Genomic DNA, 11589 nt, shown 5'->3' on the forward strand with positions numbered 1-11589 from the left:
GGAGTTCTTAAGCCAGCAGTCGGTGCCGGTTCTCAGTCGACCGCATCCCATACAGCCGTCCGGCGAACGTGGTGACCAGCGAGACGAAGTCTTTCAGGAGTTCATCCCGCCCGCCGAGCTTGTTCGGGTGCAGCACATCCACAGCGGCGCCATGAACGGCGAGCAGGTGCCCCAGCCGGCCGACGCCGAACCGTGCGAGCCGGTCCTCATGCGTGACACGCACCACCGCCACCGAACCGTCCACGACGGGCCGCAGCAGCCGGTTGAGGCCAGGACGGTCCTCCCACAGGCCCGAGGCCCGGTCACGGAAGACCTTGACGATCTCGCCGGTGGACGTGGCGCGCAGCTCCTTCCTGCGCCTTGAGGGAAGATTCCTGCCCGGGAGAGCCGAAGACGCGCACGTACAGGGCCTCCAAGTGGACACCCTCACCACCGGTGGGGGCCTTCATCGGCTCCACGTCGATCGAGGAGAATCGGCGCTCACGACCGACCCAAGTCACCGCAATCTTCCCCGAGTCAGCCCAAAGACGAAGCGTCACGGGGTGAACACCCAAACGCTTCACGACCTTTGAGAGACGAAGAAGCTTCACACAATCACCCTACGATCACTGAGAATCCTCAATCAAACCAGTAAGCCTGCTGGCGATCGAGGAGACGTACACCACGACGCCGAAGCCGCGCTCGATCATCCCGGGCACCAGTACCCGGTCGACGCGGACGGCGCTGAGCAGGTTCACCTCCAGGTCTGCGTGCCAGGACGCGTCGGACCGCTCGGCCGGTACGGGATCACTCGAGGCTCCCGCGTTGTTGACTAGGACGTCGATGCCTCCGACGCACCCGCCGGCCGAGGCCCGCTGCCCCCTTCTTCGACCGCAGGTCCTCGGGGATGAATGTGGCCAGCAGATCGCCCGGGGGCGCGGTGCGTGAGGCCGTCAGTACGGTCACGCCGGCCGCGGCGAAGCGGCGGGCCGTCGCCTCTCCCAGTCCACGGTCGCCTCCGGTCACCAGCACCCGCAGTCCGCTGAGCCCCTCGTCCACGCCTGTCACGCGCGTGCCCCTTTCAGTAAGGTGAACCCGGTTCCGGAAACTGTCCACATAAACGGAACCCGACTCACCTTTGGAGGACTGGCCCTCGTCACGCCCCCTGCGCGCCGATGCCTGCCGAAACCGAGAAGCGCTGCTGGCCGCTGCGCGCGAGGCGTTCCTGACCGGCGACGCACGTGGAGGAGCTCGCCCGGCGGGCCAAAGTGGCGGTCGGCACGCTCTACCGCCACTTCGCCACCCGAGAGGCACTGGTCGAGGAGGTGTACCGGCAGGAGGTCACCGAGCTCTGCGCCACCCCCGCGCAACTGCTCGCACAACACGCCCCGGACGAGGCGCTGCGCCGCTTCCTGCTGCTGCTCGTGGAGCACTCGGCGGTCGGCAAGGGCATGGCGGAAGCACTGGAGAGCATCATGGCGACGGATTCCGCGGTCTTCGACGACGCCCGCACCGAGATGGCTCATGCCCTCGACGACCTGCTCGCCGCGGGAGTGGAGGCAGGTGTCGTCCGCGACGGCATCAGCGCACGGGTCCTGCTCCGCGCACTCGGCGGCATCTGCCACATGCGCACCCAGGGGTGGCAGGACGACGCGGTACGCATCACCGCGATCTTCTACGACGGGCTGCGCTACGGCGCGGCGAGCTACGACTGAACCGCCCCGGCGGTGCCGGGGTGCACCCGCGGCCTGTTTCGGTGCGACGGCCTGTACCGGCCTTCCGTGGCCGGGGCGTTCAGCCCCCGGACGATGCCTGCCTGTCTCCGTTGCCGCCCGCGCCGGCGCCGGCAGGCAGTGGATGGGAATCCTGTGGCTAGTGATCGGCCGCGGGGTGGCCGGCGGTTTGTGCGGCCCATGACGCGAGGATGTCGGTCGTGGCTGGGCGTGCCGGGCGGGTCAGCGTGATGAGTTGCTGGTCGGGGTCGTCGCTGCAGGTGAGGAAGGATCAGTCGAGGGTGAGCCGGCCGACGAGGGGATGGTGCAGGACTTTCGTGCCCGTGCCCTGGACGGCGACACGATGGGCGCCCCACCAGCGCCGGAAGTCGGGGTCCTGAAGTGACAGCTCGCCTGCGAGCTCTGCCAGGCGTGGATCCTTCGGGTCCCGGGCGGCCTCCATGCGCAGCTGCGCCAGGCTGATTTGTGCCACCCACTCCCAGTCCGGATACAGCGCCCGGATGGCTGGTTCGCAGAAGACCAGCCTGACGAAGTTGCGTTTGCTTGCCGGGATCTGCGCGAAGTCGGTGAACAGGGCGGCGGCCACGGGGTTCCAGGCAAGGATGTCCGTGCGCCGTCCCAGGACGACGGCCGGTGTGGTGGCCGGGTCGCTCAACAGGCGCTGCAGCTGCGGATGGACTTTCTGCGCGGTGCGCCGACGGGGCCGGGCGGCGTCCCGGCCCGACAGTTCGAACAGGTAGGCACGCTCGCCGTCGTCGAGCTGCAGAACGCGTGCCAGGGTGTCCAGCACCGGTTCGGAGGCCTGGCGGCGGCCCTGCTCCAGGCGCGTGTAGTAGTCGGGACTGATCGACGCCAGCAGGGCCACCTCCTCGCGGCGCAGCCCCTTGACCCTGCGCCGGCGCCGACCGCGTCGGGCAGCCCGACCTGGGCCGGGCTCAGCTCCGTGCGCCGCGCCTTGAGGAAGGCGCCCAGCTCGCTGTGGTGCGCATGGGCCGCTGCTCATGGGCGCCAGTCTGACAGGCGGCCGTGACTTGGACAGGGGGCCTGGCGTGTCCCAGGACAGCGCGGTCCGGGGACACAAGACGCCCCTCACCCCTGTGCGCACGACGTGGGAGCGTCGGTGACGTGACCGGCGGACGGGCCGCGAGGCGGCCCGTCCGCGCCGGAGGACTCCTCCGGCCCGCGGCCACAGCACTGCCCCATCTGCACCTAGGAGACCCACGATCGTGAAGGCCGAAGTCACCTTTCCCAGCAGCCATCTCGCCGTCGCCGGGATGGTTGTTCACCCCCCATGGTCACGTCGGCCACCGGTTGCCGGCCGTTGTCATCTCCCACCCCGGAGGCGGCGTGAAGGAGCAGAGCCCGAGCATCTACGCCGAGCGCCTGGCAGACGCAGGGTTCGCCGCGCTCGTCTTCGACGCCGCCTACCAGGGCGAGAGCGAAGGCGAGCCGCGGGGCCTGGAGAACCCCTTCCAGCGGGCCGAGGACATCAGGTCCGCCGTCACCTACCTGACCACCCGCGATGACATCGACCCGGACCACATCGGGGCTCTGGGCATCTGCGCGTCCGGCGGCTACGTCCCCTACGGCGCCCAGACCGACCATCGCATCAAGGCCGTTGCCACGGTCAGCGCCGTGGACATGGGCTCGGTGATCCGCGAGGGACTGGGCCGCACACAGGACCCGGAGATTCTCAAGGCCCTGCTCGACCAGGCCGGTGCACTGCGCACCGCTGAAGCCCGCGGCGCGGCCCCGAACGGCTGCAGGCATGGATTCCCGACAACGCTGAGGAACTGCTGGAGAAAGCCACCCGGCAGTTCCGGGAGACGTTCGACTTCTACTGCACCCCGCGCGGCCACCACCCTCGTGCGAACCGCGGATGGGTACTGCGCAGCGTCGACCAGCTCGCCCAGTACGACTCGTACGCGATGATCCGGCTGATCTCGCCCCGTCCCCTGCTAATGATCGCCGGTTCACAGGCGGAGAGCGCCTACTTCAGCAAGGAAGCGATCGAGAAGGCGGCCGAGCCCAAGGAACTGGTCGTCATCGACGGTGCCACCCACATCGACCTGTACAAGGATGAATACGTCACCCCGGCCGTCGCCGAACTCGCCGAGCTCTTCGGCAAGCACCTGGCGGGCTGACCGCCCACCGCCCCCACCTGCGCGATCACGGGTCCCCTGCCTGGCCTGCACGGTGTGGACGGCGGTGGCCGACAGGGCCAGGACGCCGATCGTCCGCGGCGCCGCGGACGGGCCGGTGCCCCTGGGTCTCGAGGTGGGTACCCGCCGGGGCCCGACCGGACCATCTGAGTTGCAAGAGAAAACTCAAGGGGTAGACTTGAGACCTGACGCGTGCGGCCGACGGGCGCGTGAGGGATGCGGACGTGCGTGGAGGTGGGCGGTGTCGACCGGACGGCAGTGGTCGGGTCCCGGGGACGAGGAGCCGGCCTGCTCCATCGAGCGCAGCCTGCAGATCCTCGGTGAACGGTGGTCGTTTCTGGTGCTGCGGGAGATCTTCGCCGGCCGCCACAAGTTCGCCGAGATCCGCGCCTCCCTGGGTATCGCCTCCAACCTCCTCAGTGCCCGGCTCAAGCTGCTGGTCGAGACCGGCGTGCTGGACACGCAGACCTATCGGGAGCCGGGCAGCAGGCCGCGGCAGAGCTACCACCTGACCGAGGCCGGGCGCGAGTTGTGGGTGGTTTTGGCCGCGCTCCAGCAGTGGGGCGACCGGCACCGCCCGCGCCCCTCGGGCCCCTCCGCGCTGCGCCGGGTACGCTCCACCGCCCGCCCTGTCCATGTGGGATTCCTCGACGACGACGGCCGCGAAGTGCCCGCCGCCGACGTGGTCATGCTCGCCAACGCGCCGGCCGTGCCTGGGCCGGCCGCCAGCGGCAGCCCGGCCACCGGGTAGACGCCGCCTTCCCTCGCGCCCGGCGGGGGGGGGCGGGCAGTGCGGGGCCGGTGGTCCGGCGGTCGGCGAGCTGTCGCGGGAGGTGTGCTTCGGCCGCCCGGAGAGGGCCAGGGGATCCGCATGCGTGTCTGGGCCGGCGTGATGGATGTGGAGACAGAGGCGCTGATGGTCGATCGGCCGCGGGCGGAGGCTGTGCCGGACGGCGACCGGGGCAAGTTGCTGGTCGATGCGGCGTTGGGAGAGCCGTATGTCGACGACCTGTTCGAGCATGGCTGGTCGTGGCCCACGCGGCCGGGTGAGCATCGGTACGGCAACGGTCGAGCCCGCGCTGCGGGAGGCACCGCATCGGTTCAACGACGGGCTGTTCTATGGCAGTTCAAGGAGACTACGGGACCGGTTCGGACCTTTGGGGCAGTCGTGTCCGTGGGATGCGGACGTATGGCTGGGGTGTCCACCCGGCCATGCGCAGGGGATCGCTGGCTGGGCGTGGGTCGGCATGGACCCGCGCCGGGGGAGCCGACCTCCCCGGCCCGCTCGCCGGGCGTGTCGACGCGAACGAGCTGGGGCTCCACGGTTGGGACCTCGCCCGTGCCGCGGGCCTGCCCTACGACCCCGACCGTGCAGGCGCCGGGGCCGCGCCCCGATCGGGTGCGGTGCGACGTGCTCCCCGTCTCGATCGGAACAAAGGGGAGTTGGCCTTCAAAATCCCCCTGCCCATAACCGTGCCGAGTGAACGGGACCAACAGGGACCCTGGACTGTCAGCGAACAATTTGTCTCGATCGAATAACAAGCGATGCGACACCGGATGTGATGCGCGTAGACAAGGTGATGGCCTGATTTCTTGCGTATCACATCCGGAGATTCCATGCTGAAGTCCCACAAAGCGGTAGCAGTTGGTGCTGCCTGCGTCCTCGCCGGTGCGGCGCTGTACGGCGCCGGCGCGGCCGGCGCCGGTCAGTCGACGGCGAACTCGACCCGGGAGCCCTACAACATCGGGCTCCTGGTGAAGGACATCGACACGTACTACGGCACCACCACCGACGCTTCCGGCGTGTACCAGGCATCTCCGGACAGCCCGTACGCCAAGGACTTGGCGAAGATCGACGCCGCCGCCAAGAGCTACATCGACAGGGCGGCCCGCCAAGACCACCGTCGCGGCAAGAAGCCGGCTGTCGTCTTCGACATCGACGACACGCTCCTTCTCAGCCTCGACTACGAGAAGCGCTACAACTACACCTACAACGCGACCACGTGGAACGACTACGTGGACCGCGCCGACCGCCCGGCCGTGTTCGGCAGCCCCGAGTTGGTCCGTTACGCCGCCTCCAAGGGCGTCGAGGTGTTCTACAACTCCGGTCTCAGCGAGACCCAGCGCGCGGGCGCGGTGGAGAACCTGAAGAAGGTCGGCGCCGACGTCAACCTCGACACCGCCCACATGTTCCTCAAGGACAAGGCCAACCCACCCGCCTACCTGAGCGACTGCGCCACGCCGACCACCTGGACCTGCACGACCGTGCAGTACAAGTCCGGCACCCGCGGGCACATCGAGCACGACCTCGGGTACGACATCATCGCCAACTTCGGCGACCAGTACTCGGACCTGGACGGCGGCAACGCCGACCGCACGTACAAGTTGCCCAACCCGACGTACTTCGTCTCCTGACGTCCCCGTTCCGGGCGGGTGATTCTCTCCCGGAACGGCCGTTCGTCTCCCGGCCTCGGTTCTGGTGATGTCCCCGCCGCGGACGTGGTCATGCTCACCGCACCGGGCGCGCCCCGACCGGCCGCCGACGACAGCCCGGTCACCCGATAGCCCCCGCCTCTGCTTGCGGGTGTCCGGGCGCGTCGTGTGCCTTCAGTCGGGGGAGCGGGTGACCGCGGCGCCCTGGCGCAGGGCGCGGGGGATCTCGGCGACCTCGTCGACGGTTGCGATCAGTGCCGCGATGAGCGTCTGCGGGGCTTCGCTGTCGACCTCGACGGCGTAGGAGATGCCGGTCGACTCCCAGCGGGAGGTGTCGAAGCCGCCCTCCGCCCGCACCCGGACACCGCGCAGTTCCACCCCGCCGGCCTCGGCCTCCCGGTAGAGGTCGTTGAGCACGCACGCCGCCACCGCCAGGTTCAGCACGTGGCCACCGGTGAACGCCGACCGCACCCCGACCCCGCCGGGTGTCCACCGATGCGGCAGCCGGACGGTCTCGCCGTCCTCCTCCTGCAGATACGACCCCGCGCTCGCCACCACCGCGAACCGCTCCTCCATTTTCTTGCCCCCTCATGGCTGTTCGTGCAGGCGCCGTCCCACCTGGACCCCCTGCTCGCATCATGACGCAAACCCGCAAGCCAGGTGGCGACTTCCGATTCCCGGTGCCCGTACCGGGGCGACGACTCCTCAGCTCACAGCGCTGACGGAACTGCGGGCGGGCCCACAGTGGGACGACTGCACGAGTTTGGTGTCTCGCGGCAGCGTCGTGGACCTCTACCTCAATTTTGCCGCCGCGCTCGTCACGCTCCGCACGCTGCTCCGCCGGGCAACGAGCTGCTTTCGCTGGGACGGCCGCCCCACGACACGACGCCTCAACTGATCCATTTCCGGGCGGTCATACCTGGCCTCCGACAAGGAGACACGTCCTACCCGATGGCGGGAACCGTTGATCCCCGGGCTATCAGGACATCGGCTTTGTGGTGCCAGCCGAGGGAGGAGCAGGGGCGCTGGCCTTCCTCGCTGGCAATGAGAAGACCGGTACGGGCACCCTGGGACACGGCGGCCTCCGCCAGAGCGCTCATCATGGCGCGGCCCAGGCCGCGTCGGCGGTGCGCGGCGTCCGTCGATGGCCGCGAAGAGGACGTTGCCTCGCAGCGGGATCGCGAGCCTGCGCGGATGGCCAGTTCCCAAGGGCACGGTCAGGACTGGTCTGCCACGGCGGCGGTGAAACGCGCCACGAGCGCCGCAACCGCGGCACGCAGTTCCTCCCCGCCCTCGACTCGGAAGGCGAACGGCACCCTCGCCAGCCATTCCTGCGCGTACATGTCCGGGTTGCGGGTGCTGCCGACCAGCACGCATCCGTCACCCAACGGCTCAAGGCGCCCCATGGGCGGCCGGATCCACTGGGCCACCTCGGTCAGGGGGGCGTCGAACACAACACGGGTGGAGAACTCCCATCCGAGGCCCAGGTTCTCCTCGAGCACCGCTACCGGGTCGAGGCCCTTGGGCGGCTCGAACCCGTGCTCGGTCGGCCGGACCGCGCGGACCCGGTCGACCCGGTAGGTGCGGATTGCGTCCGCGCGATGGGAGCGGCACAGCAAGTACCAGCGCCCGTAGCGGACGACGATGGACCAGGGATCCACCTCCGCCTCCCACTCGTTGCCGGCCTCGCTGTGGTACGTGACCAACACGCGGCGCCGGGCCGCGATGGCGTCGACGAGTTCGCTGGTGATGGCCGGATCGGGGCGGGCCGAGTACGGGTCCGCTGCGGCCGACGCGTACTCCCGCAGCATTGCCGCCTGTTGGCCGACGCTCTCCGGAAGCGCCTTGACGACCTTGCCCAGGGCGGTGCCGATCAGGTCATCGGTGTTGGCCGCGGTGGGCTGGCCGCTGAGTACCGCCATCACCAGGCCGAGGGCCTCGGACTGCGTGAAGTGCACAGGGGGCAGCCTCGTCCCGCGCCCCAGCCGGTACCCGCCATGCGGTCCCCGGGCCGACTCCACGGGGATGCCGGCCTCTCGAAGGATCCCGACGTACCGGCGCGCGGCTCGCTCCGTGACGCCCAGCCGCACGGCGAGTTCGCCGGCTGTCGTACCGGGGCGGGCCTGGAGGATCTCCAGGGCGCGCAGCGCACGCGCGGTGGGGCTTAGATCGTTCGGCACGGGAGCAGGCTAATCCGCTCCGCCGAGCTCCGCGGTCAAAGGAGTCCGGCGCTTCGCTCCAGCCCCGTAGGGCGAGGGCAACCGGGTCTGGTTTCCATACGTGGACCGCCGGCGGACTTCGCCCAGGGCGCTTGGGCGGTCGCCGGATAAACCGGCAGTGGATTGTCCGGATCTCGTCCTACGGTGACATCCATGAAGCCTGAGAAGGGGAACTGACCATGGACATTCTGCTCATCGGTGGCCTGTGGCTGAACGGATCCGTGTGGGGCCGTGTCGCGTCCGCGCTGGAGCCGCTCGGCCATCGCCCCGTGCCGCTCACCCTCCCGGGCCAGGGGGACGGCTCCGTGTCCGCCACGCTCAACGACCAGTTGGCGACGGTGCTCGCCGCGGTGGACGCGGCGCCCGGCAAGCCCATGGTGGTGGGGCATTCCGCCGCCTGCACATTGGCCTGGCTGGCCGCCGACCGGCGGCCGGAGCGGCTGGCCAAGGTCGCCCTCATCGGCGGTTTTCCGACCACCGACGGTCAGCCGTACGCCGACTTTTTCGAGGTGCGTGACGACGTCATGCCCTTCCCTGGCTGGGAGCCGTTCGAGGGGCCGGACGCCGCCGACCTCGACGACGGGGCCAGGCGAGAGTTGGCGGCTGCCGCGATTCCCGTGCCCGCAGGCGTGGCCAAGGGAGTGGTGCGGCTGGCAGACGAACGGCGGTTCGACGTTCCGGTCGTGGTCGTATGTCCGGAGTTCACGCCCGCGCAAGCGCAGGAATGGATCAACGTCGGCGACGTCCCGGAGCTCGCTCGGGCCAAGCACGTCGACTTTGCCGACATCGACTCAGGCCACTGGCCCATGGTCACCCAGCCTGGCAAGCTGGCCCGGATCCTGGCTGCGGCAGCCAACGCGGCCTGACGGGCAATTTCCGGGCACGAGCAAGACCCTGGGGGTGCTGGTCACAGCCACTCGTTGATGGCCGCCACAAGAACCGTCGCCTCGCAGCGCACCGCGAGCTTGTCGTATCTGGTGGCCACGGCGCGGTGGCGCTTGAGGCGACTGCTACCGCATTCGACGGCGCGGCGCTAGCGGTCGTCAGCCTTGTCGAACGTCGGTGGCCGACCACCGAGCGAGCCGAGTTTGCGGCGGTTGGCCAGCTAGTCGACCTTGTTCGGGAGGGTGCAGCGGATCCCGCGTCTGCGCAGGTAGGCGCGGTTCTTCCGGGACAGGTACGCCCTGTCGGCGCGGACGCGGCGGGGCCCGGTTCGGGGCCGGCCCGTGGTCAATCGGGGCACCCGAATGCGGCCGAGCACGGCCTCGAACTGCGGGGAGCCCCGCTGACCGACCGTGATCACGATGGACATGGGCTTCTTTCCCTGCTCCACCGCAAGGTGCAGCTTGGTGCTCAGCCCGCCGCGCGAGCGGCCGAGCCCGTGATCGGCCCGCTCCGCGGCGACGCCGCCGGGCGGCTCTTTTTTGGAGGTCCCCCTTCCGCGCCCCGGCGGCGTGCTGGTGGGCCCGGCACACCGTGGAATCGACGCTGATGTCCCAGGTGATCAGGTCCTTGGCGTCCGCTCGGGCCTGCAGCGCGGCAAAGATCCGCTGGCAGGAGCCGTCCTGCTGCCACCGGCCGAACAGGTCGTACGCCCGGCCTCAGGGGCCGTATTCGTCGGGCCTGTCCCGCCAGGGGATACCGGTGCGGATCCGGAACCGTATGCCGTTGATCAGCTGCCGCCGGGTCCATATCGGCGGTCGTGCTGGCTTTCTAGTGCTGTGACCGCTCAGGTTCGCCGGGTTGGCGGTCGTGGCGGTTGATGTGCGGTGACGCCCGTTCCGACCGCTGGAGGTGTGGTGGCTGAGCCTGTCCGTGTGCGCAGACTGACCGGCCAGGAGGGGCAGCGGCTGCAGCAGATCGTCCGGCGGGGCAGCACGAGTTCGGTGCGCTACCGGCGCGCGATGATGCTGCTGGCTTCGGCGGGCGCGAACCGGGTGCCGGCGATCGCCCAGCTGGTACAGGCCGACGAGGACACCGGCCGCGACGTCATCCACCGGTTCAACGAGATCGGCCTAGCCTGCCTGGACCCTCAGTGGGCGGGAGGCCGTCCCCGCCTGCTCAGCTCTGACGACGAGGACTTCGTCCTCCAGACGGCCAGCACCAGCCCCGGCAAGCTCGGCCAGGCCTTCACCCGCTGGTCACTGCGCAAGCTCGCCGCATATCTGAGCAAGGTCCACGGCCGGGTGATCCGTGTCGGCCGCGAGGCATTACGCGGCCTGCTCGCCCGCCGCGGCACCACCTTCCAGCGGACCAAGACCTGGAAAGAATCCCCCGACCCCGAGCGCGACACCAAGCTCGACCGCATCGGGCATGTCCTCGACCGCTTCCCGGACCGCGTCTTCGCGTTCGACGAGTTCGGCCCACTGGGAATCCGGCCCACCGGTGGCAGCTGCTGGGCCGAACAGACCCGGCCCGACCGGGTGCCGGCGACCTACCACCGTACCCACGGCGTGCGGACTTCCACGGCTGCTACTCGGTCAGCGACGACACCCTGTGGGGCGTCAACCGGCGCAAGAGGGCGCCGGGAACACGCTGGCCGCGCTGAAATCGATCCGCGCCACCCGGCCCGACGGCGCCCCGATCTACGCGATCCTGGACAACCTGTCCGCCCACAAGGGTGCCGACATCCGGCGCTGGGCGAAGAAGAACAAGGTCGATTCGTGCTTCACGCCGACCTACGCCTCGTGGGCCAACCCCATCGAAGCCCACTTCGGACCGCTGAGGCAGTTCACCATCGCCAACTCGAACCACCCCAACCACACCGTGCAGACCCGAGCGTTGCACGCCTACCTGCGGTGGCGCAACGCCAACGCCCGCCACCGCGCCGTCTTGGCCGCCGGACGCAAGGAACGCGCCCGCATCCGCTGCGAGAAAGGCATCCGCTGGGGCGGTCGGCCCCTCGCCACGGCGGTGTGACCGCCAGCGACATGTGACCAGGGGCGGTCGCAGGACCTCTGGTGACTAAGAGTCATCACGTAATGCCGTGATGCCCACCCGATGTCTGTACGGAGCTGACGCGTCTGGGTGGCGCGTTGTCCGTACAGCCGACTGTTCCGACGT

The 11589-nt window shown here is 69.6% G+C and carries 9 protein-coding genes and 7 pseudogenes; 7 read left to right on the forward strand and 9 right to left on the reverse strand.

What is annotated here, in order from left to right; all coding sequences use genetic code 11:
- Nucleotides 1–7 precede the first annotated feature (7 nt).
- From ADL25_RS38235 to ADL25_RS52420, 4 genes and pseudogenes are all read right to left on the reverse strand, one after another.
- Complete coding sequence (locus ADL25_RS38235) at nucleotides 8–424, reverse strand: recombinase family protein (RefSeq protein WP_159045103.1); 417 nt, start codon at nucleotides 422–424, stop codon at nucleotides 8–10.
- A 40-nt stretch (nucleotides 425–464) separates the two neighbouring features.
- Nucleotides 465–590: pseudogene (locus ADL25_RS52410) on the reverse strand (helix-turn-helix domain-containing protein); the annotation flags it as partial.
- Between the two features lie 15 nt (nucleotides 591–605).
- Complete coding sequence (locus ADL25_RS52415; RefSeq protein WP_416070699.1) at nucleotides 606–905, reverse strand: SDR family NAD(P)-dependent oxidoreductase; 300 nt, start codon at nucleotides 903–905, stop codon at nucleotides 606–608.
- Nucleotides 787–1047: an SDR family NAD(P)-dependent oxidoreductase gene (locus tag ADL25_RS52420; protein WP_416070698.1), complete on the reverse strand. Its 261-nt coding sequence runs from the start codon at nucleotides 1045–1047 to the stop codon at nucleotides 787–789. The genes ADL25_RS52415 and ADL25_RS52420 overlap by 119 nt, the downstream gene beginning before the upstream one ends.
- Nucleotides 1048–1180: 133 nt before the next feature.
- On the opposite strand from ADL25_RS52420, the pseudogene ADL25_RS38245 reads away from it, so the two are divergent.
- Nucleotides 1181–1694: pseudogene (locus tag ADL25_RS38245) on the forward strand (TetR/AcrR family transcriptional regulator).
- 157 nt (nucleotides 1695–1851) lie between these two features.
- Here the strand turns inward: ADL25_RS38245 and ADL25_RS38250 are convergent.
- Nucleotides 1852–2684, reverse strand: a pseudogene (locus ADL25_RS38250) (helix-turn-helix domain-containing protein).
- A gap of 254 nt (nucleotides 2685–2938) precedes the next feature.
- Here ADL25_RS38250 and ADL25_RS38255 point away from each other — a divergent pair.
- From ADL25_RS38255 to ADL25_RS38265, 3 genes and pseudogenes are all read left to right on the forward strand, one after another.
- A pseudogene (locus ADL25_RS38255) lies at nucleotides 2939–3856 on the forward strand (alpha/beta hydrolase).
- 259 nt (nucleotides 3857–4115) lie between these two features.
- Nucleotides 4116–4625 (forward strand): winged helix-turn-helix transcriptional regulator, encoded by a 510-nt coding sequence (locus ADL25_RS51135; protein WP_059132531.1) that lies wholly within the window; start codon nucleotides 4116–4118, stop codon nucleotides 4623–4625.
- Nucleotides 4626–5491: 866 nt separating this feature from the next.
- Nucleotides 5492–6289 (forward strand): HAD family acid phosphatase, encoded by a 798-nt coding sequence (locus tag ADL25_RS38265; protein ID WP_059132532.1) that lies wholly within the window; start codon nucleotides 5492–5494, stop codon nucleotides 6287–6289.
- A gap of 192 nt (nucleotides 6290–6481) precedes the next feature.
- Here ADL25_RS38265 and ADL25_RS38270 read toward each other — a convergent pair whose 3' ends face one another.
- Nucleotides 6482–6883, reverse strand: a complete 402-nt coding sequence (locus tag ADL25_RS38270; protein WP_059132533.1) for an OsmC family protein — start codon at nucleotides 6881–6883, stop codon at nucleotides 6482–6484.
- A gap of 178 nt (nucleotides 6884–7061) precedes the next feature.
- Here ADL25_RS38270 and ADL25_RS48630 point away from each other — a divergent pair.
- Nucleotides 7062–7205: pseudogene (locus ADL25_RS48630) on the forward strand (IS5/IS1182 family transposase); the annotation flags it as partial.
- 46 nt (nucleotides 7206–7251) lie between these two features.
- On the opposite strand, the gene ADL25_RS52010 reads toward ADL25_RS48630, so the two are convergent.
- Together ADL25_RS52010 and ADL25_RS38275 are read right to left on the reverse strand one after the other, a co-directional pair.
- A complete protein-coding gene (locus tag ADL25_RS52010) occupies nucleotides 7252–7509 on the reverse strand; it encodes a GNAT family N-acetyltransferase (RefSeq protein WP_323874583.1) in 258 nt (85 codons plus the stop codon).
- Nucleotides 7510–7524: 15 nt separating this feature from the next.
- The gene (locus ADL25_RS38275; RefSeq protein WP_059132534.1) at nucleotides 7525–8487 is read right to left on the reverse strand and encodes a helix-turn-helix transcriptional regulator; all 963 of its coding nucleotides are present in this window, start codon (nucleotides 8485–8487) and stop codon (nucleotides 7525–7527) included.
- 218 nt (nucleotides 8488–8705) lie between these two features.
- Here ADL25_RS38275 and ADL25_RS38280 point away from each other — a divergent pair, with 218 nt between their 5' ends.
- The gene (locus tag ADL25_RS38280; RefSeq protein WP_059132535.1) at nucleotides 8706–9392 is read left to right on the forward strand and encodes an alpha/beta fold hydrolase; all 687 of its coding nucleotides are present in this window, start codon (nucleotides 8706–8708) and stop codon (nucleotides 9390–9392) included.
- A 41-nt stretch (nucleotides 9393–9433) separates the two neighbouring features.
- On the opposite strand, the pseudogene ADL25_RS52425 reads toward ADL25_RS38280, so the two are convergent.
- Nucleotides 9434–10259, reverse strand: a pseudogene (locus ADL25_RS52425) (IS5 family transposase).
- Between the two features lie 66 nt (nucleotides 10260–10325).
- On the opposite strand from ADL25_RS52425, the pseudogene ADL25_RS38290 reads away from it, so the two are divergent.
- Nucleotides 10326–11445 (forward strand): annotated as a pseudogene (locus ADL25_RS38290) (IS630 family transposase).
- Nucleotides 11446–11589 lie beyond the last annotated feature (144 nt).

Origin of the sequence: Streptomyces sp. NRRL F-5122, assembly GCF_001507435.1 — a bacterium.
Lineage (GTDB): Bacteria > Actinomycetota > Actinomycetes > Streptomycetales > Streptomycetaceae > Streptomyces > Streptomyces lannensis.